This is a genomic window from Pseudomonas sp. RtIB026 (assembly GCF_016861355.2).
GTDB lineage: Bacteria > Pseudomonadota > Gammaproteobacteria > Pseudomonadales > Pseudomonadaceae > Aquipseudomonas > Aquipseudomonas peradeniyensis.
The window spans coordinates 127,703-150,476 of sequence record NZ_AP023348.2; the positions used below are offsets into that span (position 1 = coordinate 127,703).

Annotated in this window: 15 protein-coding genes, 4 tRNA genes and 2 rRNA genes; all 21 read right to left on the minus strand. The window is 57.9% G+C overall.

Annotated elements, in window-relative coordinates:
- Nucleotides 1–21: 21 nt before the first annotated feature.
- The 21 genes from fusA to PRtIB026_RS00760 all read right to left on the minus strand — a co-directional run bounded on the left by fusA (nucleotide 22) and on the right by PRtIB026_RS00760 (nucleotide 22,675).
- Nucleotides 22–2,169 (minus strand): elongation factor G, encoded by a 2,148-nt coding sequence (gene fusA / locus PRtIB026_RS00660; protein ID WP_203649996.1) that lies wholly within the window; start codon nucleotides 2,167–2,169, stop codon nucleotides 22–24.
- 30 nt (nucleotides 2,170–2,199) lie between these two features.
- The gene (gene rpsG, locus PRtIB026_RS00665; protein WP_003246741.1) at nucleotides 2,200–2,670 is read right to left on the minus strand and encodes a 30S ribosomal protein S7; all 471 of its coding nucleotides are present in this window, start codon (nucleotides 2,668–2,670) and stop codon (nucleotides 2,200–2,202) included.
- 106 nt (nucleotides 2,671–2,776) lie between these two features.
- Entirely contained in the window at nucleotides 2,777–3,148 is a 372-nt protein-coding gene (gene rpsL / locus PRtIB026_RS00670; protein ID WP_003255492.1) for a 30S ribosomal protein S12, read from the minus strand.
- A 211-nt stretch (nucleotides 3,149–3,359) separates the two neighbouring features.
- A complete protein-coding gene (gene rpoC / locus PRtIB026_RS00675; RefSeq protein WP_203649994.1) occupies nucleotides 3,360–7,559 on the minus strand; it encodes a DNA-directed RNA polymerase subunit beta' in 4,200 nt (1,399 codons plus the stop codon).
- Between the two features lie 64 nt (nucleotides 7,560–7,623).
- Nucleotides 7,624–11,697: a DNA-directed RNA polymerase subunit beta gene (gene rpoB / locus PRtIB026_RS00680; RefSeq protein ID WP_203649991.1), complete on the minus strand. Its 4,074-nt coding sequence runs from the start codon at nucleotides 11,695–11,697 to the stop codon at nucleotides 7,624–7,626.
- Between the two features lie 219 nt (nucleotides 11,698–11,916).
- Complete coding sequence (gene rplL, locus PRtIB026_RS00685) at nucleotides 11,917–12,282, minus strand: 50S ribosomal protein L7/L12 (protein WP_003255496.1); 366 nt, start codon at nucleotides 12,280–12,282, stop codon at nucleotides 11,917–11,919.
- Nucleotides 12,283–12,360: 78 nt separating this feature from the next.
- A complete protein-coding gene (gene rplJ / locus PRtIB026_RS00690) occupies nucleotides 12,361–12,861 on the minus strand; it encodes a 50S ribosomal protein L10 (protein WP_008089133.1) in 501 nt (166 codons plus the stop codon).
- A 197-nt stretch (nucleotides 12,862–13,058) separates the two neighbouring features.
- Nucleotides 13,059–13,754, minus strand: coding sequence for a 50S ribosomal protein L1 (gene rplA, locus PRtIB026_RS00695; RefSeq protein WP_023628747.1), 696 nt, complete (start codon nucleotides 13,752–13,754; stop codon nucleotides 13,059–13,061).
- Complete coding sequence (gene rplK, locus PRtIB026_RS00700; RefSeq protein ID WP_028692261.1) at nucleotides 13,754–14,185, minus strand: 50S ribosomal protein L11; 432 nt, start codon at nucleotides 14,183–14,185, stop codon at nucleotides 13,754–13,756. The genes rplA and rplK overlap by 1 nt, the downstream gene beginning before the upstream one ends.
- Nucleotides 14,186–14,304: 119 nt before the next feature.
- The gene (nusG, locus tag PRtIB026_RS00705) at nucleotides 14,305–14,838 is read right to left on the minus strand and encodes a transcription termination/antitermination protein NusG (protein WP_011531880.1); all 534 of its coding nucleotides are present in this window, start codon (nucleotides 14,836–14,838) and stop codon (nucleotides 14,305–14,307) included.
- Between the two features lie 9 nt (nucleotides 14,839–14,847).
- Nucleotides 14,848–15,216, minus strand: a complete 369-nt coding sequence (secE, locus tag PRtIB026_RS00710; RefSeq protein WP_011531879.1) for a preprotein translocase subunit SecE — start codon at nucleotides 15,214–15,216, stop codon at nucleotides 14,848–14,850.
- A gap of 43 nt (nucleotides 15,217–15,259) precedes the next feature.
- Nucleotides 15,260–15,335: transfer RNA gene (locus PRtIB026_RS00715), tRNA-Trp, on the minus strand.
- A gap of 54 nt (nucleotides 15,336–15,389) precedes the next feature.
- Entirely contained in the window at nucleotides 15,390–16,583 is a 1,194-nt protein-coding gene (tuf, locus tag PRtIB026_RS00720) for an elongation factor Tu (protein WP_003255489.1), read from the minus strand.
- 79 nt (nucleotides 16,584–16,662) lie between these two features.
- Nucleotides 16,663–16,738 (minus strand) — tRNA-Thr (locus tag PRtIB026_RS00725).
- Nucleotides 16,739–16,766: 28 nt separating this feature from the next.
- Nucleotides 16,767–16,840 (minus strand) — tRNA-Gly (locus tag PRtIB026_RS00730).
- Between the two features lie 24 nt (nucleotides 16,841–16,864).
- Nucleotides 16,865–16,948, minus strand: a tRNA-Tyr gene (locus PRtIB026_RS00735).
- A 152-nt stretch (nucleotides 16,949–17,100) separates the two neighbouring features.
- Nucleotides 17,101–17,526 (minus strand): hypothetical protein, encoded by a 426-nt coding sequence (locus PRtIB026_RS00740; RefSeq protein WP_203652579.1) that lies wholly within the window; start codon nucleotides 17,524–17,526, stop codon nucleotides 17,101–17,103.
- Between the two features lie 2 nt (nucleotides 17,527–17,528).
- The gene (locus PRtIB026_RS00745; RefSeq protein ID WP_203649987.1) at nucleotides 17,529–18,284 is read right to left on the minus strand and encodes a pantothenate kinase; all 756 of its coding nucleotides are present in this window, start codon (nucleotides 18,282–18,284) and stop codon (nucleotides 17,529–17,531) included.
- Nucleotides 18,274–19,233, minus strand: coding sequence for a bifunctional biotin--[acetyl-CoA-carboxylase] ligase/biotin operon repressor BirA (gene birA, locus PRtIB026_RS00750; protein ID WP_267813363.1), 960 nt, complete (start codon nucleotides 19,231–19,233; stop codon nucleotides 18,274–18,276). The genes PRtIB026_RS00745 and birA overlap by 11 nt, the downstream gene beginning before the upstream one ends.
- Before the next feature lie 296 nt (nucleotides 19,234–19,529).
- Nucleotides 19,530–19,645: ribosomal RNA gene (gene rrf / locus PRtIB026_RS00755) — 5S ribosomal RNA — on the minus strand.
- Nucleotides 19,646–19,781: 136 nt separating this feature from the next.
- Nucleotides 19,782–22,675 (minus strand): 23S ribosomal RNA (locus PRtIB026_RS00760).
- Between the last annotated feature and the right edge of the window lie 99 nt (nucleotides 22,676–22,774).

The window sequence follows — 22,774 nt, forward strand, 5'->3', positions numbered from 1 at the left end:
GAACCTCTTGCCTAAAGGGGATTAGCCTTGTTTTTTAACGAGTGCTTCGACGATGTTCGACGGAGCTTCGGCGTATTTGGAGAATTCCATGGAGTAGCTTGCGCGACCCTGAGACATGGAACGAACGTCGGTTGCGTAACCGAACATCTCTCCGAGCGGAACTTCAGCGCGGACGACGCGGCCGGAGACCGACTCATCCATACCTTGTACCAGACCACGACGACGGTTCAGGTCACCCATCACGTCACCCAGGTAGTCTTCCGGGGTTACAACTTCGACTTTCATGATCGGCTCGAGAACCACGCCACCGCCCTTCTGGGCCAGTTGCTTGGTTGCCATCGAAGCAGCGATCTTGAACGCCATTTCGTTGGAGTCGACGTCGTGGTACGAACCGTCGAATACCGCGGCCTTCAGGCCGATCAGAGGATAGCCGGCAACAACGCCGTTCTTCATCTGCTCTTCGATACCCTTCTGGATCGCTGGGATGTATTCCTTCGGAATCACACCACCGACGACTTCGTTGGCGAACACCAGACCTTCGGTGATGTTGCCCTTCTCGTCCTGATCTGGCTCCGAGAAACGGATCCAGCAGTGACCGAACTGACCACGACCACCCGACTGACGAACGAACTTGCCTTCGATCTCGACGTTGGACTTGGTGATCTTCTCGCGGTACGAAACCTGCGGCTTGCCGATGTTGGCTTCGACGTTGAACTCGCGCTTCATGCGGTCAACGAGGATGTCCAGGTGCAGCTCACCCATACCGGAGATGATGGTCTGGCCGGTTTCTTCGTCGGTCTTGACGCGGAACGACGGGTCTTCCTGGGCCAGCTTGCCCAGTGCGATGCCCATCTTCTCCTGGTCTTGCTTGGTTTTCGGCTCTACGGAGAGCGAAATCACAGGCTCCGGGAAATCCATACGCTCGAGGATGATCGGCTTGTCGGCGTTGCACAGGGTGTCACCGGTGGTGACGTCCTTCATGCCGATCAGAGCAGCGATATCGCCTGCACGTACTTCCTTGATCTCTTCACGCTGGTTGGCGTGCATCTGAACCATACGACCAACGCGCTCTTTCTTGCCCTTGACCGAGTTGATGACGGAGTCACCGGAGGTCAGGAAGCCCGAGTAAACGCGGACGAAGGTCAGAGTACCCACGAACGGGTCGGTAGCGATCTTGAACGCCAGAGCCGAGAACGGCTCGTCGTCGCTAGCGTGACGCTCGTCGAACTGCTCCGGCTTGACTTCATCCTTCGGCACGTCGATCAGGTCAGGGTGGATACCCTTGATCGCCGGGATTTCGGTCGGAGCGGGCAGGAAGTCGATGACGGCGTCGAGAACCAGGGGAACGCCCTTGTTCTTGAACGACGAACCGCAGACAGCCGGAACGATCTCGCTGGCCAGGGTGCGCGCGCGCAGGCCTGCCTTGATCTCTTCGACGGTCAGCTCACCTTCTTCAAGGTACTTGTTCATCAGCTCTTCGGTGGCTTCGGCAGCAGCTTCCACCATGTTCGCGCGCCATTCTTCGGCCAGCTCGAGCATGTCCGCAGGAATCTCTTCCTCGCGGTAGGTGGTGCCTTTGTCGTCGTCGTTCCAGTAGATAGCCTTCATCTTGATCAGGTCGACCTGACCCTGGAAGTTATCTTCCGAACCGATGGCCAGCTGAACAGGAACCGGGGTGTGACCCAGGCGGTTCTTGATCTGACCTACGACGCGCAGGAAGTTTGCACCGGCACGGTCCATCTTGTTCACGTAGACAACACGTGGAACGCCGTACTTGTTGGCCTGACGCCATACGGTTTCGGACTGCGGCTCAACGCCGGAGGTACCGCAGAACACAACGACCGCGCCGTCGAGTACACGCAGCGAACGCTCTACTTCAATAGTGAAGTCAACGTGGCCGGGGGTATCGATGACGTTTACGCGGTAGTTGTCGTACTGACCACGGGAACCTTTCCAGAAGGTGGTAACGGCAGCGGAGGTAATGGTGATACCGCGCTCCTGCTCCTGCACCATCCAGTCGGTGGTCGCGGCGCCGTCATGCACCTCGCCCATCTTGTGGCTCAGACCTGTGTAGAACAGGATCCGCTCGGTAGTGGTGGTCTTGCCCGCGTCAACGTGGGCACAGATACCAATGTTACGGTAGCGGTTAATTGCTGTAGTACGAGCCATAAAGCCCTCGCAAAATGATTGATGCTTGAATTAGAAGCGGTAGTGCGAGAACGCTTTGTTGGCTTCAGCCATACGGTGAACGTCTTCACGCTTCTTGACTGCAGCACCTTTGCCTTCAGCAGCATCCAGCAGCTCGCCAGCCAGGCGCAGAGCCATCGACTTCTCGCCGCGCTTGCGGGCGTAGTCTACGAGCCAGCGCATTGCCAGAGCGTTACGACGGGATGGACGAACTTCAACCGGGACCTGGTAAGTGGCACCGCCGACACGGCGGGACTTTACTTCGACCAGCGGAGCGATGGCGTCGAGAGCTTTCTCGAAGATTTCCAGGGGGTCGCTGTTCTTGCGTGCTTTGACGGTATCCAGGGCACCGTAAACGATGCGCTCGGCTACGGCCTTCTTGCCGCTTTCCATCACGTGGTTCATGAACTTGGCGAGGATCTGGGATCCGTACTTCGGATCGTCAAGGATCTCACGTTTTGCTGCTACACGACGTCTTGGCATGATAAGCCCTCAAACGGTCTTCAGGTTAGCCCGGGACGTGGGTCTTCGACCCCTGCCCGACCTTACTCTTATCGACTCAAAAAAATGGATGTCTGCAAACGGCCGATTACTTCGGACGCTTGGTACCGTACTTCGAACGACCCTGGTTACGGCCTTTGACGCCCGAAGTATCCAGAGAGCCGCGAACGGTGTGGTAACGAACACCTGGCAAGTCTTTTACACGGCCGCCACGGATCAGGACGACGCTGTGTTCTTGCAGGTTGTGGCCTTCACCGCCGATGTACGAGGAAACCTCGAAACCGTTGGTCAGACGCACACGGCATACTTTACGCAGTGCCGAGTTAGGTTTTTTCGGCGTGGTGGTGTACACACGGGTGCACACGCCACGACGCTGCGGGCAGTTCTGCAGCGCAGGAACGTCGGACTTCTCGACCGAACGCTTACGCGGCTGACGTACCAGCTGGTTGATAGTTGCCATCTACTAGCTCCACTGATTGTCTTGCGACTCTATTGTCTTGCAAGAAAGCCAAAAATTGGCGAGACGGAGCCTCACCAAATTTAAGGGTACAAAAGTCTACGGAGGATCTTGCACCCAGTCAAGACGAGGCCCCGGCCCTCCTCGCCCGATCATCGGCAACAATTCATGTCACCGATGATCGTTCGAGGCCAGCCGGGGCCCTGCCCTGTACTTAGTTACCGCTGGAATTCAGCGCTTCGGTCAGTGCGGCTTCCACCTCACTGGCACTTACGCGCAGCGGCTTGTCGGCATCACGGCGACGCTTGCGCTCGCTGTGGTAGGCCAGACCAGTACCGGCCGGGATCAGACGACCCACGACCACGTTCTCTTTCAGGCCGCGCAGGTAATCGCGCTTGCCGGTTACCGCCGCTTCGGTCAGTACGCGGGTGGTTTCCTGGAAGGAAGCCGCCGAGATGAACGATTCGGTGGACAGCGAGGCCTTGGTGATACCCAGCAGCACGCGGGTGAACTTCGAGATGAACTTGTCCTCGCCGGCGAGACGCTCGTTCTCGACCAGTACGTGAGTCAGTTCCATCTGATCGCCCTTGATGAAGCTGGAATCGCCCGACTCGGAGATCTCGACCTTGCGCAGCATCTGACGCAGGATGGTCTCGATGTGCTTGTCGTTGATCTTCACGCCTTGCAGACGGTAAACGTCCTGGATCTCGTTGACGATGTACTTCGCCAGCGCGCTCACACCCAGCAGACGCAGGATGTCGTGCGGATCGCTCGGACCGTCGGAGATGACTTCGCCGCGGTTGACCTGTTCGCCTTCGAAGACGTTCAGGTGGCGCCACTTCGGAATCAGCTCTTCGTACGGATCACTACCGTCGGTCGGAGTGATGACCAGACGACGCTTGCCCTTGGTCTCTTTACCGAACGCGATGGTGCCGCTGACTTCAGCCAGGATCGAAGCTTCCTTCGGACGGCGCGCTTCGAACAGGTCGGCAACGCGCGGCAGACCACCGGTGATGTCACGGGTCTTCGACGTTTCTTGCGGGATACGCGCGATAACGTCACCGACACCGATCTGGGCACCGTCAGCCACACCGACGAGGGCGTTGGCCGGCAGGAAGTACTGGGCAGGTACGTCGGTACCTGGCAGGTACAGGTCCTTGCCATTGGCGTCGACCATCTTGATTGCCGGACGGATTTCCTTGCCTGCGGCAGGGCGATCCTTGACGTCCAGGACCTCGATGTTGGTCAGGCCGGTCAGTTCGTCGGTCTGGCGCTTGATGGTGATGTTTTCTTCCATGCCCACGAAGGTCACGGTACCTTTCAGCTCGGTAACGATCGGGTGGGTGTGCGGGTCCCACTTGGCGACAATGGCGCCAGCTTCGACCTTCTCACCTTCCTTGACCGAAATCACCGCACCGTAAGGCAGCTTGTAGCGCTCGCGCTCACGGCCGAATTCGTCGGCAATGGCCAACTCACCCGAACGCGATACGGCAACCAGGTTGCCATCGGCACGCACGACCTGCTTGAGGTTGTGCAGACGCACCATGCCGCCATTCTTCACCTGGACGCTGTCGGCAGCCGAGGTACGGCTTGCAGCACCACCGATGTGGAACGTACGCATGGTCAGCTGGGTACCCGGCTCACCGATCGACTGCGCAGCGATAACGCCGACAGCTTCACCGATGTTCACCTGGTGACCGCGAGCCAGGTCACGACCGTAGCACTTGGCGCAGATGCCGTAGCGGGTTTCGCAGTTGATCGGCGAACGCACGATCACTTCGTCGATGCTGTTCAGCTCGATGAACTCGACCCACTGCTCATCCACCAGGGTACCGGCAGGAACGATGACGTCCTCGGTGCCCGGCTTGAACACGTCACGGGCGATGACACGACCCAGTACGCGCTCACCCAGCGGCTCGACAACGTCGCCGCCTTCGATGTGCGGAGTCATCAGCAGGCCCTGGTCGGTGCCGCAGTCGATCTCGGTAACTACCAGATCCTGGGCAACGTCTACCAGACGGCGAGTCAGGTAACCGGAGTTAGCGGTCTTCAGTGCGGTATCCGCCAGACCCTTACGAGCACCGTGGGTCGAGATGAAGTACTGGAGTACGCTCAGACCTTCACGGAAGTTCGCAGTGATCGGCGTCTCGATGATCGAGCCGTCCGGCTTGGCCATCAGGCCACGCATACCGGCCAGCTGACGGATCTGCGCAGCCGAACCACGCGCACCGGAGTCGGCCATCATGTACATCGAGTTGAAGGACTCTTGCTCGACTTCCTTGCCCTCGCGGTCGATGACCTTCTCTTTCGAGAGGTTGGCCATCATCGCCTTGGACACTTCGTCGTTCGCCTTGGACCACAAGTCGATGACCTTGTTGTACTTCTCGCCCTGGGTGACCAGGCCGGAGGCGTACTGGCTCTCGATTTCCTTCACTTCGTCGGTGGCGGTACCGATGATGCGGGCTTTTTCATCCGGGATAACGAAGTCGTTGACACCGATCGAAACGCCGGAAATGGTCGAGTAGGCAAAACCGGTGTACATCAGCTGGTCGGCGAAGATCACGGTCTCTTTCAGACCAACCACGCGGTAGCACTGGTTGATCAGCTTGGAGATAGCCTTCTTCTTCATCGACTGGTTGACCACGTCGAACGGCAGGCCGGCAGGCACAACCTGGAACAGCAGCGCACGGCCGACAGTGGTGTCGACGATACGGGTGTTCTTGGTGATGCTGCCATCACGATCTTTCACGGTCTCGTTGATACGGACCTTGATTTTCGCGTGCAGGGCGGCTTCGCCGGCGCGGAATACGCGGTCGACTTCCTGCAGGTCGGCGAACACGCGACCTTCGCCCTTGGCGTTGATGGCTTCGCGGGTCATGTAGTACAGACCCAGTACAACGTCCTGCGACGGAACGATGATTGGCTCACCGTTGGCTGGCGACAGGATGTTGTTGGTCGACATCATCAGCGCGCGCGCTTCGAGCTGGGCTTCCAGGGTCAGCGGCACGTGAACGGCCATCTGGTCACCGTCGAAGTCGGCGTTGTACGCGGCGCAGACCAGCGGGTGCAGCTGAATCGCCTTACCTTCGATGAGCACAGGCTCGAACGCCTGGATACCCAGACGGTGAAGGGTCGGTGCACGGTTGAGCAGTACGGGGTGTTCGCGAATCACTTCGGCGAGAACGTCCCACACCTCTGGCAGCTCGCGCTCGACCATTTTCTTGGCGGCCTTGATGGTGGTCGCCAGACCACGCATTTCCAGCTTGCCGAAAATGAACGGCTTGAACAGCTCGAGGGCCATTTTCTTCGGCAGACCGCACTGGTGCAGACGCAGGGTCGGACCTACGGTAATTACCGAACGGCCGGAGTAGTCCACGCGCTTGCCGAGCAAGTTCTGACGGAAGCGACCTTGCTTACCTTTGATCATGTCGGCCAGGGACTTCAGCGGACGCTTGTTCGAGCCAGTGATGGCGCGACCGCGACGGCCGTTGTCGAGCAGGGCGTCGACCGCTTCCTGCAGCATGCGCTTTTCGTTGCGCACGATGATGTCCGGCGCCGACAGATCGAGCAGGCGCTTCAGACGGTTGTTACGGTTGATCACCCGACGATACAGGTCGTTCAGGTCGGAGGTCGCGAAGCGGCCGCCATCCAGCGGCACCAGCGGACGCAGGTCCGGCGGCAGTACTGGCAGGACGGTCAGGACCATCCACTCAGGCAGGTTGCCCGAGCCCTGGAAAGCTTCCATCAGCTTCAGGCGCTTGGACAGCTTCTTGATCTTGGTTTCCGAGTTGGTCTGCGGAATCTCTTCGCGCAGGCGGCCGATCTCGTGCTCCAGGTCGATAGCGTGCAGCAGCTCGCGGACAGCCTCGGCACCCATACGGGCGTCGAAGTCGTCACCGAACTCTTCCAGCGCTTCGAAGTACTGCTCGTCGTTGAGCAGCTGACCCTTCTCGAGGGTGGTCATGCCCGGGTCGATTACGACGTAGCTCTCGAAGTAGAGCACGCGCTCGATGTCACGCAGGGTCATGTCCATCAGCAGGCCGATACGGGACGGCAGCGACTTCAGGAACCAGATGTGGGCAACTGGCGAAGCCAGTTCGATGTGCGCCATGCGCTCACGACGAACCTTGGCCAGGGCGACTTCGACGCCGCACTTCTCGCAGATCACACCACGGTGTTTCAGGCGCTTGTACTTACCGCACAGGCACTCGTAGTCCTTGACTGGGCCAAAGATCTTGGCGCAGAACAGGCCGTCACGCTCAGGCTTGAACGTACGGTAGTTGATGGTTTCCGGCTTCTTAACTTCACCGAACGACCACGAACGGATCATCTCAGGCGACGCCAGACCGATGCGGATGGCGTCGAACTCTTCGACTTGACCCTGGTTTTTCAGCAAATTCAGTAGGTCTTTCAAGGCCTTTCCTCCTGGCGGAGCAGGGAGCGGGCATTGCCTGCCCCACCCCCCTTCGCGTCACGTGTTATTCGGTTTCCAGATCGATGTCGATACCGAGCGAACGGATCTCTTTGATCAACACGTTGAAGGACTCGGGCATGCCCGGCTCCATACGGTGATCGCCATCCACGATGTTCTTGTACATCTTGGTACGGCCGTTCACGTCGTCCGACTTCACTGTGAGCATTTCTTGCAGGGTGTATGCCGCGCCGTATGCTTCCAGCGCCCACACTTCCATCTCCCCGAAACGCTGACCACCGAACTGCGCCTTACCACCCAGCGGCTGCTGGGTAACCAGGCTGTAGGAACCAGTGGAACGCGCGTGCATCTTGTCGTCCACCAAGTGGTTCAGCTTGAGCATGTACATGTAACCCACGGTCACAGGACGCTCGAACTTGTTGCCGGTACGGCCATCGAACAGCACCATCTGGCCGCTTTCTGGCAGGTCTGCCAGTTTCAGCATGGCCTTGATCTCACGCTCCTTGGCACCGTCGAAGACTGGGGTGGCCATCGGCACGCCTTTCTTCAGGTTGTTCGCCAGGGCGAGGATCTCTTCGTCGGTGAACTCTTCCAGGTTCTCCTGACGACCACCGATCTCGTTGTAGATCTCGGTGAGGAAGGTGCGCAGTTCAGCGGCTTTACGCTGCTCTTCGATCATGCGGTCGATCTTCTCGCCCAGACCCTTGGCCGCGAGGCCCAGGTGGGTTTCGAGGATCTGACCGACGTTCATACGCGAAGGTACGCCCAACGGGTTCAGAACGACGTCGACCGGAGTACCGTTGGCATCATGCGGCATGTCTTCGACCGGCATGATCACCGAGACCACACCTTTGTTACCGTGACGGCCGGCCATCTTGTCGCCCGGCTGGATGCGACGACGGATTGCCAGGTAGACCTTGACGATCTTCAGTACGCCCGGAGCCAGGTCATCGCCTTGCTGCAGCTTGCGCTTCTTGTCTTCGAACTTGTCGTCCAGCAGGCGACGGCGATCGACGATGTACTGCTGAGCCTTTTCCAGCTGCTCGTTCAGTGCATCTTCGGCCATGCGCAGTTTGAACCACTGGCCGTGCTCCAGACCGTTCAGCACGTCGTCGGTGATCACGGTGCCTTTCTTCAGGCCCGCGCCACCGTCGACCACCTGGCCGTTCAGGGCAGAACGCAGACGCTCGAAGGTCGCGCCTTCGACGATGCGGAACTCTTCGTTGAGGTCCTTGCGGATCTCGTCCAGCTGCATCTTCTCGATGGCCAGGGCGCGGCTGTCGCGCTCGACACCGTCACGGGTGAAGACCTGGACGTCGATGACGGTACCCTTGGTGCCGGTCGGCACGCGCAGGGAGGTGTCTTTGACGTCGCTGGCCTTCTCGCCGAAGATCGCACGCAGCAGTTTTTCTTCCGGCGTCAGCTGGGTCTCGCCTTTCGGAGTGACCTTGCCGACCAGGATGTCGCCAGCGCCGACTTCGGCACCCACGTAGACGATACCGGCTTCGTCCAGCTTGTTCAGCGCAGCCTCACCCACGTTCGGGATGTCCGCGGTGATTTCCTCTGGGCCAAGCTTGGTGTCACGGGCCACACAGGTCAGTTCCTGGATGTGGATCGTGGTGAAGCGGTCTTCCTGGACCACACGCTCGGACAGGCAGATGGAGTCTTCGAAGTTGAAGCCGTTCCACGCCATGAACGCGATGCGCATGTTCTGACCCAGTGCCAGCTCACCCATGTCGGTGGACGGACCATCGGCCATGATGTCGCTACGCTGAACCTTGTCACCTTTGCTGACCAGCGGACGCTGGTTGATGCAGGTGTTCTGGTTGGAGCGGGTGTACTTGGTCAGGTTGTAGATATCCACACCTGCTTCACCGGTCTCGACTTCATCATCGTTCACGCGAACAACGATACGGCTGGCGTCGACCGAGTCGATCACACCACCGCGGCGAGCAACCACGCAGACACCGGAGTCACGGGCGACGTTGCGCTCCATGCCGGTACCTACCAGCGGCTTGTCGGCACGCAGGGTCGGTACAGCCTGACGCTGCATGTTCGAACCCATCAACGCACGGTTGGCGTCGTCGTGCTCGAGGAACGGAATCAGCGACGCTGCGACCGAAACTACCTGCTTCGGCGAAACGTCCATCAGGGTGACGTCTTCCGGCGCCTTGACGGTGAATTCGTTCAGGTGACGAACGGCTACCAGCTCGTCGATCAGCTGCTTCTTCTCGTTCATCGCGGCCGAAGCCTGGGCGATGACGTGATCGGCTTCTTCGATCGCCGACAGGAACACGATGTCGTCGCTGACCACACCCTCTTTCACCACGCGGTACGGGCTTTCCAGGAAGCCGTACTGGTTGGTGCGGGCATAGGCCGCCAGGGAGTTGATCAGACCGATGTTCGGACCTTCAGGGGTCTCGATCGGGCACACACGGCCGTAGTGGGTCGGGTGTACGTCACGGACTTCGAAGCCGGCGCGCTCACGGGTCAGACCACCAGGGCCGAGTGCGGAGACACGGCGCTTGTGGGTGATCTCGGAGAGCGGGTTGTTCTGGTCCATGAACTGCGAGAGCTGGCTGGAACCGAAGAACTCTTTCACCGCCGCCGCAACCGGCTTGGCGTTGATCAGGTCCTGCGGCATCAGGCCTTCGCTTTCAGCCATCGACAGACGCTCTTTGACCGCGCGCTCGACGCGCACCAGGCCAACGCGGAACTGGTTCTCAGCCATCTCGCCGACACAACGGACGCGACGGTTGCCGAGGTGGTCGATGTCGTCGACGATGCCCTTGCCGTTACGGATGTCGACCAGGGTCTTGAGGACCTCGACGATGTCTTCCTTGCTCAGTACGCCCGAACCTTCGATCTCGGTGCGACCGATACGACGGTTGAACTTCATGCGACCAACAGCCGACAGGTCGTAACGCTCGGCGCTGAAGAACAGGTTGTTGAACAGGGTCTCGGCGGCGTCCTTGGTTGGCGGCTCGCCTGGACGCATCATGCGGTAGATCTCGACCAGCGCTTCCAGTTGGTTGCTGGTGGTGTCGATCTTCAGGGTGTCCGAGATGAACGGACCGCAGTCGATGTCGTTGGTGTACAGGGTCTCGATGCGGACAACCTGGGCCTTGGCGATCTTCACCAGCAGGTCGGTGGTCAGCTCGGTGTTGCACTCGGCGATGATCTCGCCGGTGGCAGGATGCACGATCGCCTTGGCGGTGGTGCGACCCAGTACGTACTCCAGCGGCACGTCCAGCTCTTTCACGCCAGCCTTTTCCAGCTGGTTGATGTGGCGCGCAGTGATACGGCGGCCTTGCTCGACGATGACCTTGCCGCTGCCGTCATGGATGTCCATGACCGCAACTTCACCACGCAGACGCTGAGGCACCAGCTCCAGGCTCAGTTTCTCGCCGGACAGGTGGAACACGTTGGTGGTGTAGAAGGTGTTGAGTACTTCTTCGGTGCTGTAGCCCAGCGCGCGCAGCAGTACCGAGGCCGGCAGTTTGCGGCGACGGTCGATACGCACAAACACGCAGTCCTTCGGGTCGAACTCGAAGTCCAGCCAGGAACCGCGGTAAGGGATGATGCGCGCGGAGTAAAGCAGCTTGCCCGAGCTGTGGGTCTTGCCACGGTCGTGGTCGAAGAACACACCCGGCGAGCGGTGCAGCTGAGACACGATCACACGCTCGGTACCGTTGATTACGAAGGTACCGTTCTCAGTCATCAGGGGGATTTCACCCATGTAGACTTCTTGCTCTTTGATGTCCTTGATCGCTTTGTTCGACGATTCCTTGTCGAAGATGATCAGGCGCACCTTCACCCGCAGCGGGACCGCGAAGGTCACACCACGCAGGACACATTCCTTCACATCGAACGCCGGCTCGCCCAGGCGATAGCCGACGTACTCCAGGGCAGCATTGCCGGAGTAGCTGATGATCGGGAATACCGATTTGAAGGCCGCATGCAGGCCGACGTCGCGGAACTGATCCTTGGATGCTCCCGCCTGCAGGAATTCGCGATACGAATCCAGCTGGATGGCCAGGAGGTAAGGCACATCCATGACGTCCGGCAACTTGCTAAAGTCCTTGCGGATACGTTTTTTCTCAGTGTATGAGTAAGCCATCAGCATTCCCCAGCTTGGTCACCTGCTTGTTTGGCATCTCCCGGCGGGAGCAGCCAGAAAATCGTGCAAACCCCATGGTTTGCGCCACCGATATGGTGGTTGCCACTTCGCTATCGGGGCCGACCTGATCGGCCGCCAATAACGGAAAAAGGCCGGTGGCATAAGCCACCAGCCATCAGCCCTTCGCTTAACGCTCGGACTGGAGTCGCAAAGTCGAAATTACTTCAGCTCGACTTTGGCGCCTGCTTCTTCCAGCTTCTTCTTAGCGTCTTCAGCGGCTTCTTTCGAAACGCCTTCAGCTACAACCTGAGGAGCGCCATCGACTTTCTCTTTGGCTTCTTTCAGGCCCAGACCGGTCAGCTCGCGAACGGCCTTGATCACGTTCACTTTCTTGTCGCCGGCTTCAACCAGAACAACGTTGAACTCGGTCTGCTCTTCAACAACGGCAGCAGCAGCAGCTGGGCCAGCAGCGGCAACAGCAGCGGTAACGCCGAAGGTTTCTTCCATGGCTTTGATCAGCTCAACAACTTCCAGAACGGTTTTCTGGCCGATTGCTTCGATGATTTGCTCGTTAGTCAGGGACATGACTTAAATCCTGTATTGGGGTGACAGCCTACGCAGCCATCAAATTAAACATATGATTTTGAAAGAGGTTACGCGGCCTTAGGCAGCAGCAGCTTCTTTCTGGTCGCGAACGGCCGCCAGAGTACGAGCCAGCTTGCTGGTGGCGCCTTGAATAACGCTCATCAGACGTGCGATAGCTTCGTCACGGGTCGGCAAGGTAGCCAGTACATCGATCTGGTTGGCGGCAATGAAATTGCCGTCAAACGCAGCTGCCTTGATCTCGAACTTGTCCTGACCCTTGGCGAACTCTTTGAACAGACGAGCAGCAGCGCCCGGGTGTTCGTTGGAGAAAGCAATCAGGGTCGGGCCTTTGAACGCGTCGTTGAGGATCGAGAATTCGGTGCCTTCAACAGCGCGCTTGAGCAGGGTATTACGTACGACACGCACGTAAACGCCAGCCTCGCGGGCCTCTTTACGGAGTCCGGTCATTGCGCTTACAGTCACACCACGGGCATCAGCCACGACAGCGGACAGAGCGACTTTGGCAGCCTCGTTGACTTCAGCGACGATGGCCTTCTTGTCTTCGAGTTTAATTGCCACGGGTTTACTCCTGGTTTCTACCGTTTCATCTGGCCGGAGCCGGATGTCGTTTTGGTGTCTGATTCGCGAACGAATCGGGAGCACCATCTGCGTAGGCTTTAGGTTTAAGGCTTGCGCCGCCTACGGTCTTGGATAGCCCCCGCCAGGCAGGGACCCCAATTTAATAGTCGGTGCGACCAGGTCGCACCGACCGAGCATTACACGTCCAGCGAGCTCTGATCGATGATCAGACCTGGGCCCATGGTGGTGCTCAGGGTAACGCGCTTGACGTAGATACCTTTCGAGGAAGCCGGCTTGATACGCTTCAGATCAGCGATCAGGGCTTCAACGTTTTCCTTCAGCTTGCCGGCTTCGAAGCCGATCTTGCCAACGGAGGTATGGATGATACCGTTCTTGTCGGTACGGTAGCGAACCTGACCAGCCTTGGCGTTCTTCACGGCAGTGGCTACGTCTGGGGTCACGGTACCAACTTTCGGGTTAGGCATCAGGCCGCGAGGACCCAGAACCTGACCCAGCTGACCCACAACGCGCATGGCATCAGGCGATGCGATGACGACGTCATAGTTCAGGTCGCCGCCTTTCATTTCGGCAGCCAGGTCGTCCATACCTACGCGATCAGCGCCGGCAGCCAGAGCGGCTTCAGCAGCTGGACCCTGGGTGAAGACGGCAACACGTACGGTCTTGCCAGTGCCGTGTGGCAGCACAGTAGCGCTACGAACGACCTGGTCGGATTTACGCGGGTCTACACCGAGGTTAACGGCGATGTCGTACGACTCGACGAACTTGGCGGCCGGCAGCGAAGCCAGCAGGGTTGCGGCCTCTTCGAAGTTGTAGGCCTTGCCTGCTTCGATTTTTTCGGCGATAGCCTTTTGGCGCTTGGTCAGCTTAGCCATTACACACCCTCCACGTTCAGGCCCATGCTGCGGGCGGAGCCGGCGATGGTGCGTACAGCAGCGTCCATGTCAGCGGCGGTCAGATCGGCCTGCTTGGCCTTGGCGATCTCTTCCAGCTGAGCACGGGTAACGGTACCGACCTTGACGGTGTTCGGACGAGCCGAACCGCTGGTCAGGCCAGCAGCTTTCTTCAGCAGAACCGAGGCAGGGGTGCTCTTGGTCTCGAAGGTGAAGCTACGGTCACTGTAGACAGTGATGATCACTGGAGTCGGCAGACCTGGCTCTTGACCCTGGGTACGGGCGTTGAAGGCCTTGCAGAATTCCATGATGTTCACACCGTGTTGACCCAGTGCTGGACCAACGGGTGGGCTTGGGTTGGCCTGGCCGGCCTTTACTTGCAGCTTGATGTAAGCCTGAATCTTCTTAGCCATGAGCTACTCCAAATTCGGGTACGAACGCCTGATGGCTCCCCGTATGACTTGCGTTTTATCCCAGTGACGACAAAACCCCGCAGCACATAGGGCTGCGGGGTATGGGATGCTGCGTTCCGCTAGACCTTTTCGACCTGGCTGAACTCGAGCTCCACCGGGGTGGAGCGACCGAAAATGAGCACTGCAACCTGCAGGCGGCTCTTCTCGTAGTTAACTTCTTCGACACTGCCATTGAAGTCGGCAAATGGACCGTCAATGACGCGAACCACTTCACCCGGCTCGAACAGCGTCTTCGGCTTCGGCTTGTCACTGCCGTCGGCAACGCGACGCAGGATGGCCTCAGCTTCTTTATCGGTGATCGGCGCAGGCTTGTCTGCGGTACCACCAATGAAACCCATGACTCGAGGGGTATCCTTGACAAGGTGCCAAGTCCCTTCGTTCATTTCCATCTGGACCAATACATAGCCAGGGAAAAACTTACGCTCGCTCTTGCGCTTCTGGCCATTGCGCATTTCGACGACTTCTTCGGTCGGGACCAGGATCTCGCCGAATTCGTCTTCCATGCCAGCCAGCTTGACGCGCTCGATCAGGGAGCGCATTACATGCTTCTCGTAACCCGAGTAAGCATGCACAACATACCAACGCTTAGCCACGAGACACCCTTAGCCAACGATCAAGGAGACCAACCAGCCGAGCAGGGAATCAAGACCCCACAACAGCAACGCCATGACCAGAACTACAGCCACGACAATCAGCGTGGTCTGAGTGGTTTCTTGGCGGGTCGGCCACACGACTTTACGGATCTCGGTACGAGCTTCCTTCGCCAGCGCAAAGAACGACTTGCCTTTGGCGGTCTGCAGGGCAACGAAGCCAGCGACAGCAGCCAGGGCAAGCAGGACAAGTACGCGATACAGGATCGGAGAAGCGGAGTAATACTGATTACCCACGACACCAACGACTACCAATGCGACAACAGCGAGCCACTTGAACAGATCAAAACGCGATTCTTGGGCTTCAGTTTTGGGAGTCATCGAGGAGGATCCTGTGAGAAGAAAGCCATCACACCGAGGTGAATGGCAGGTCAGGAGGGAATCGAACCCCCAACCTACGGTTTTGGAGACCGTCGCTCTGCCAATTGAGCTACTGACCTATAACGCTGTATCAGGCCGGCCATTATACCGGCCCGATCAAGTAAATCAACTACTTATTCAATAATTTTCGCTACGACGCCGGCGCCGACGGTACGACCGCCTTCACGGATGGCGAAGCGCAGACCGTCTTCCATCGCGATGGTCTTGATCAGGGTGACAGTCATCTGGATGTTGTCACCTGGCATTACCATCTCAACGCCTTCCGGCAGTTCGCAGTTACCGGTCACGTCAGTGGTACGGAAGTAGAACTGAGGACGGTAGCCTTTGAAGAACGGAGTGTGACGGCCGCCTTCTTCCTTCGACAGGACGTAGACTTCTGCGGTGAACTTGGTGTGCGGCTTGACCGAACCTGGCTTGACCAGAACCTGGCCACGCTCAACGTCGTCACGCTTGGTACCACGCAGCAGAACGCCGCAGTTCTCGCCAGCACGACCTTCGTCCAGCAGCTTGCGGAACATCTCAACACCGGTGCAGGTGGTGGTGGTGGTGTCACGCAGACCAACGATTTCCAGCGGATCCTGAACGCGGACGATACCACGCTCGATACGACCGGTAACAACGGTACCACGACCCGAGATCGAGAATACGTCTTCGATCGGCATCAGGAACGGCTGGTCGATGGCACGAACTGGCTCAGGAATGTAGCTGTCCAGAGTCTCTACCAGCTTCTTGACAGCGGTAGTGCCCATTTCGTTGTCGTCTTTGCCTTCCAGGGCCATACGAGCGGAACCGATGATGATCGGAGTGTCGTCGCCTGGGAAGTCGTAGGTGGACAGCAGGTCGCGAACTTCCATCTCGACCAGTTCCAGCAGCTCGGCGTCGTCTACCAGGTCAGCCTTGTTCAGGAAGACCACGATGTACGGAACGCCAACCTGACGGGACAGCAGGATGTGCTCACGGGTTTGTGGCATCGGACCATCGGCGGCCGAGCAAACCAGGATCGCGCCGTCCATCTGGGCAGCACCGGTGATCATGTTCTTCACGTAGTCAGCGTGACCTGGGCAGTCAACGTGAGCGTAGTGACGAATGGTCGAGTTGTACTCGACGTGAGCGGTGTTGATGGTAATACCGCGCGCTTTTTCTTCCGGAGCCGAGTCGATCTTGTCGAACTCAACGATTGCCGAACCGAAAACCTCGGAGCAAACGCGAGTAAGCGCTGCAGTCAGAGTGGTCTTACCGTGGTCAACGTGGCCGATAGTGCCGACGTTAACGTGAGGTAGCGAACGATCAAACTTTTCCTTAGCCATCGATACAGTCCTCCGCAGAAGAAATAGTCATACAGCCTATAAAACAAAGGCAGATATTTTCATATCTGCCTTGTTTATATGGAGCTCTTGAGCGGATTTGAACCGCTGACCTCACCCTTACCAAGGGTGTGCTCTACCAACTGAGCTACAAGAGCGAAACACTTTGTGCAACAACAGCAAACTTGGAGCGGGTAGCGGGAATCGAACCCGCATCATCAGCTTGGAAGGCTGAGGTTCTACCACTAAACTATACCCGCGGAGCTTGCAGCTCTCGCTAAAACTGGTGGAGGGAGAAGGATTCGAACCTTCGAAGCTCTCGCAACGGATTTACAGTCCGTCCCCTTTGACCGCTCGGGAATCCCTCCAGATGTGGCCGGCATTCTATTTGTCTGCCGCCCTAGTGTCAAGCGTTTTTTCAAATTTTTTCAATCAAATCTGAAACTTAGCTGCTTTGACACCGCTTCCAGCTCTACCACCTCGGTGGTGTTCCCTGTGAAGCGGGCGCCATTCTATCAAGCTATTCAGCAGTTGCAATACCCTCGCACAAAATAATTTTGTGTTTTAAGTATTTGAAATCCTTGGAAAGAGTCGAGAGCACCGCAGGGTCCAACAAACGCTCGCTTTCAGGGGCTACCTTGAGCCAGAAACCCTCGGCTCCCGGCAACTGCCCAACCACCGGCAGGGCGGCGATATCCAGGCTGAGCAGGCGCTGACGCAGGGCATCGAGCTGCTCGCGTGCGGCCAGCCCGCCCACCACCAGGCATTCGTCGCGCCGCCTGGCCGGTGCCGCGGCCCCGGTCTCGCGCAGCAGGCGTATTTCCTGCTGGGAACCTTTGTACAACGATAACGGGGCGACTTCCTTGACCTTAAGTGGAGCCTCCTGCTGATGCCATACGTAATAGACGACGTTGAGCACCACCAACAGCAGAAATAACCAGCGCATAGTCACCTCGACTCAATTGGGCAGGCCATGGCCAGGCCGACAAAGACCAGATCCGGCACGATGCGCGCCTGCGGTGCGGCGTCCTGCACCAGCGGCGCATCGCCCCCGGTCAGGAAGACCGTGAAGTCCTCACCCCAAAGCCCCCTGGCCTGCTCGATCTGGGTACGGGCAAACCCCTGGAGCATGAGCACGCAACCACGCTCGACCGCTTCGACCGTGGAGCGCCCCGGTGCCAGGCTGCCCAGGGCACGCTCGGCCGAGGCATCGTCATAGCGGATTCGCCGGGTGTGGGTGCGCAGCTGACTACGCATCAGCGGCATGCCCGGACAGATATACCCACCGAGGTGCTCACCGTCGGCCGCGACATAGTCGGCCTTGGCCGCGGTACCGAAGTCGATGACCAGGCAGGCGCGACCCGCCAGGTGATAGGCGCCCAGCGCGCCGAGCCAGCGATCCATACCCAGGCGCTGGTAGTCCTCATAGCCATTGCGAACGCCGGCCATTTCTTTCACCGGCTGGGCCACGCGTACTGCGACCCCGAACGAAGACAGGATCAACGCGCACAGCGCCGAAGTTTCTTCTTCACTGCGCACACTGACCATGCGACAGCCGATCAGGCGCAGGGATGAAAGCGCCGCGACGGCCGCAACCAGCGCCTGGTCGGAGTCGACGATACCACCACCATTGATGGTGGCGTCGGCCGCATGGATGACGCGCCACTTGATGAAGCTGTTTCCGCAATCGAGCTCAAGAATCATCACGCAACCTCAGACTGAGCTCGCCACCGCTGAAGCTCTTTTCCACACCTTCCACCTCGAGACGCAAGCCGCCTTGTCCATCCACACCCAACGCCACCCCATCGACGCGAGTGGTGCCGGCGACCAGCGAGACTTTGCGCCCCTGCCACAGGTGCGCCTGCTCCCATTCTTCCTGGAACGCGGCGAAACCATAGCGGCGATGACGAGCCAGCTCGTGCTGCAGCTGCTGGCTGAGCTCCGCCACCAAGCGGTTACGGTCCACCAGTTGTCCGGTCTCGCCGCGCATGGAGGTCCAGGGTTGGTCGATCTGATCCCCGCCCTGCATGTTCACATTGATACCGATGCCCAGCACCACATGACAGACATCCGCCGGATCGCCGACCAGCTCCAGGAGGATGCCGGTGATCTTGCGCCCGCTGGCTAATACATCATTAGGCCATTTCAGCCCGACATCCTTCAGGCCGAACGCCTTCAGCGTGCGCATGACCGCCAGGCCAACCACCAGGCTCAAGCCCTCGAGCTGGCGCATGCCACCATCGATGCGCAGTACCAGGCTGTAATAGAGGTTTTCGGCGAACGGACTGACCCATTGGCGGCCACGACGTCCGCGCCCGGCGCTCTGGCGCTCGGCCAGCACCAGGAACGGCGCGACTTGCCCCTGCGCGGCGAGCCTCAGACCCTCGGCATTGGTGGAGTCGATGGTGTCGTGAATGAAGGTCGGCCACGCCTCAGCTTCCGAGAACCCGGCGATCGCCTGCGATTCAAGCAGGTTCAGCGGCGCTGCCAGCTGATAGCCACGGCCACGGACCTTGTGAATGGTCAGGTTCAGTTCGCTCTCAAGGTGCTGCAGCTGCTTCCAGACGGCGCTGCGGCTTACCCCGAGGGCGGCCCCCAGGGCTTCACCGGAATGGAACCGGCCATCCTTGAGGAGATTCAACAACTTCAGCATGCCAGTCTCGACTTGGAATAAGGCTGGCATGATAGCCACGCCCCGAGGGCTTGCATAGGAAAAGGGCTACCGCCGGGCTTGCCGCCGGCGCGATGCCTGTGTAGGAGCGGCCTTGTGCCGCGAAAGGGCTGCGTAGCAGACCCGGCGATATCAGCTTGATGCACAAATCCTGGGGCCGCGTTGCGGCCCTTTCGCGGCGCGAGGCCGCTCCTACAGGGGGAGACTGTGTTTATTTTGCAACGCAGAAAAGACAAAACCCCTACCTGCTCGCGCAGATAGGGGTTTTGCGAAATGAATCTTGACGATGACCTACTCTCACATGGGGAAACCCCACACTACCATCGGCGATGCATCGTTTCACTGCTGAGTTCGGGATGGGATCAGGTGGTTCCAATGCTCTATGGTCGTCAAGAAATTCTGTTGCCAGAACATCCAGATGGATACTCCAGCCAATTCGGATATGCGATATTTGTGGTTTGTCGCGAACTTTCGGTTCTTTCGTCTTCACCACCACAATTTGGCCTCGGCGCAAATTGCTTGGGTGTTATATGGTCAAGCCTCACGGGCAATTAGTATTGGTTAGCTCAACGCCTCACAGCGCTTACACACCCAACCTATCAACGTCGTAGTCTTCGACGGCCCTTCAGGGAGCTCAAGGCTCCAGTGAGATCTCATCTTGAGGCAAGTTTCCCGCTTAGATGCTTTCAGCGGTTATCTCTTCCGAACATAGCTACCCGGCAATGCCACTGGCGTGACAACCGGAACACCAGAGGTTCGTCCACTCCGGTCCTCTCGTACTAGGAGCAGCCCCTCTCAAATCTCAAACGTCCACGGCAGATAGGGACCGAACTGTCTCACGACGTTCTAAACCCAGCTCGCGTACCACTTTAAATGGCGAACAGCCATACCCTTGGGACCGGCTTCAGCCCCAGGATGTGATGAGCCGACATCGAGGTGCCAAACACCGCCGTCGATATGAACTCTTGGGCGGTATCAGCCTGTTATCCCCGGAGTACCTTTTATCCGTTGAGCGATGGCCCTTCCATACAGAACCACCGGATCACTAAGACCTACTTTCGTACCTGCTCGACGTGTGTGTCTCGCAGTCAAGCGCGCTTTTGCCTTTATACTCTACGACCGATTTCCGACCGGTCTGAGCGCACCTTCGTACTCCTCCGTTACTCTTTGGGAGGAGACCGCCCCAGTCAAACTACCCACCATACACTGTCCTCGATCCGGATAACGGACCTGAGTTAGAACCTCAAGGTTGCCAGGGTGGTATTTCAAGGATGGCTCCATGAGAACTGGCGTCCCCACTTCAAAGCCTCCCACCTATCCTACACAAGCAAGCTCAAAGTCCAGTGCAAAGCTATAGTAAAGGTTCACGGGGTCTTTCCGTCTAGCCGCGGATACACTGCATCTTCACAGCGATTTCAATTTCACTGAGTCTCGGGTGGAGACAGCGCCGCCATCGTTACGCCATTCGTGCAGGTCGGAACTTACCCGACAAGGAATTTCGCTACCTTAGGACCGTTATAGTTACGGCCGCCGTTTACCGGGGCTTCGATCAAGAGCTTCGCTTGCGCTAACCCCATCAATTAACCTTCCGGCACCGGGCAGGCGTCACACCCTATACGTCCACTTTCGTGTTTGCAGAGTGCTGTGTTTTTAATAAACAGTCGCAGCGGCCTGGTATCTTCGACCGGCGTGGGCTTACGCAGCAAGTGCTTCACCCTCACCGGCGCACCTTCTCCCGAAGTTACGGTGCCATTTTGCCTAGTTCCTTCACCCGAGTTCTCTCAAGCGCCTTGGTATTCTCTACCTAACCACCTGTGTCGGTTTGGGGTACGGTTCCCAGTTATCTGAAGCTTAGGAGCTTTTCTTGGAAGCATGGCATCAACCACTTCGCGCTCTAAAGAGCACTCGTCATCAGCTCTCGGCCTTGAGATCCCGGATTTGCCTAAGATCTCAGCCTACCACCTTAAACTTGGACAACCAACGCCAAGCTGGCCTAGCCTTCTCCGTCCCTCCATCGCAATAACTGGAAGTACAGGAATATTAACCTGTTTTCCATCGACTACGCTTTTCAGCCTCGCCTTAGGGACCGACTAACCCTGCGTCGATTAACGTTGCGCAGGAAACCTTGGTCTTTCGGCGTGCGAGTTTTTCACTCGCATTGTCGTTACTCATGTCAGCATTCGCACTTCTGATACCTCCAGCAAGCTTCTCAACTCACCTTCACAGGCTTACAGAACGCTCCTCTACCGCATCATCATAAGATGATACCCGTAGCTTCGGTGCATGGTTTGAGCCCCGTTACATCTTCCGCGCAGGCCGACTCGACTAGTGAGCTATTACGCTTTCTTTAAAGGGTGGCTGCTTCTAAGCCAACCTCCTAGCTGTCTAAGCCTTCCCACATCGTTTCCCACTTAACCATGACTTTGGGACCTTAGCTGACGGTCTGGGTTGTTTCCCTTTTCACGACGGACGTTAGCACCCGCCGTGTGTCTCCCATGCTCGGCACTTGTAGGTATTCGGAGTTTGCATCGGTTTGGTAAGTCGGGATGACCCCCTAGCCGAAACAGTGCTCTACCCCCTACAGTGATACATGAGGCGCTACCTAAATAGCTTTCGAGGAGAACCAGCTATCTCCGAGCTTGATTAGCCTTTCACTCCGATCCACAGGTCATCCGCTAACTTTTCAACGGTAGTCGGTTCGGTCCTCCAGTCAGTGTTACCTAACCTTCAACCTGCCCATGGATAGATCGCCCGGTTTCGGGTCTATACCCAGCGACTAAAGCGCCCTATTAAGACTCGCTTTCGCTACGCCTCCCCTATTCGGTTAAGCTCGCCACTGAATATAAGTCGCTGACCCATTATACAAAAGGTACGCAGTCACCCAACAAAGTAGGCTCCCACTGCTTGTACGCATACGGTTTCAGGTTCTATTTCACTCCCCTCTCCGGGGTTCTTTTCGCCTTTCCCTCACGGTACTGGTTCACTATCGGTCAGTCAGTAGTATTTAGCCTTGGAGGATGGTCCCCCCATGTTCAGACAAAGTTTCTCGTGCTCCGTCCTACTCGATTTCACTGGCAAGAGATTTTCGTGTACGGGGCTATCACCCACTATGGCCGCACTTTCCAGAGCGTTCCACTAATCTCAAACCAGCTTAAGGGCTGGTCCCCGTTCGCTCGCCACTACTAAGGGAATCTCGGTTGATTTCTTTTCCTCAGGGTACTTAGATGTTTCAGTTCCCCTGGTTCGCCTCTTGCACCTATGTATTCAGTACAAGATAACCAGCTTATGCTGGCTGGGTTCCCCCATTCAGAGATCTCTGGATCACAGTCTGTTTGCCGACTCCCCAAAGCTTATCGCAGGCTACCACGTCTTTCATCGCCTCTGACTGCCAAGGCATCCACCGTATGCGCTTCTTCACTTGACCATATAACCCCAAGCAATCTGGTTATACTGTGAAGACGACATTCGCCGAAAATTCGCATTTCGCTCATTGCTGAGCAGAACTCACAAATTTTACCTTAGC

Coding starts and splice junctions, on each gene's coding strand:
- birA (WP_267813363.1), bottom strand. CDS start 19,233: ATGCTGAAGTTGTTGAATCTCCTCAAGGATGGCCGGTTCCATTCCGGT.
- tuf (WP_003255489.1), bottom strand. CDS start 16,583: ATGGCTAAGGAAAAGTTTGATCGTTCGCTACCTCACGTTAACGTCGGC.
- rpsG (WP_003246741.1), bottom strand. CDS start 2,670: ATGCCAAGACGTCGTGTAGCAGCAAAACGTGAGATCCTTGACGATCCG.
- PRtIB026_RS00740 (WP_203652579.1), bottom strand. CDS start 17,526: ATGCGCTGGTTATTTCTGCTGTTGGTGGTGCTCAACGTCGTCTATTAC.
- fusA (WP_203649996.1), bottom strand. CDS start 2,169: ATGGCTCGTACTACAGCAATTAACCGCTACCGTAACATTGGTATCTGT.
- rplA (WP_023628747.1), bottom strand. CDS start 13,754: ATGGCTAAGCTGACCAAGCGCCAAAAGGCTATCGCCGAAAAAATCGAA.
- rpoB (WP_203649991.1), bottom strand. CDS start 11,697: ATGGCTTACTCATACACTGAGAAAAAACGTATCCGCAAGGACTTTAGC.
- secE (WP_011531879.1), bottom strand. CDS start 15,216: ATGACTCCCAAAACTGAAGCCCAAGAATCGCGTTTTGATCTGTTCAAG.
- rplL (WP_003255496.1), bottom strand. CDS start 12,282: ATGTCCCTGACTAACGAGCAAATCATCGAAGCAATCGGCCAGAAAACC.
- rpsL (WP_003255492.1), bottom strand. CDS start 3,148: ATGGCAACTATCAACCAGCTGGTACGTCAGCCGCGTAAGCGTTCGGTC.
- rplK (WP_028692261.1), bottom strand. CDS start 14,185: ATGGCTAAGAAGATTCAGGCTTACATCAAGCTGCAAGTAAAGGCCGGC.
- PRtIB026_RS00745 (WP_203649987.1), bottom strand. CDS start 18,284: ATGATTCTTGAGCTCGATTGCGGAAACAGCTTCATCAAGTGGCGCGTC.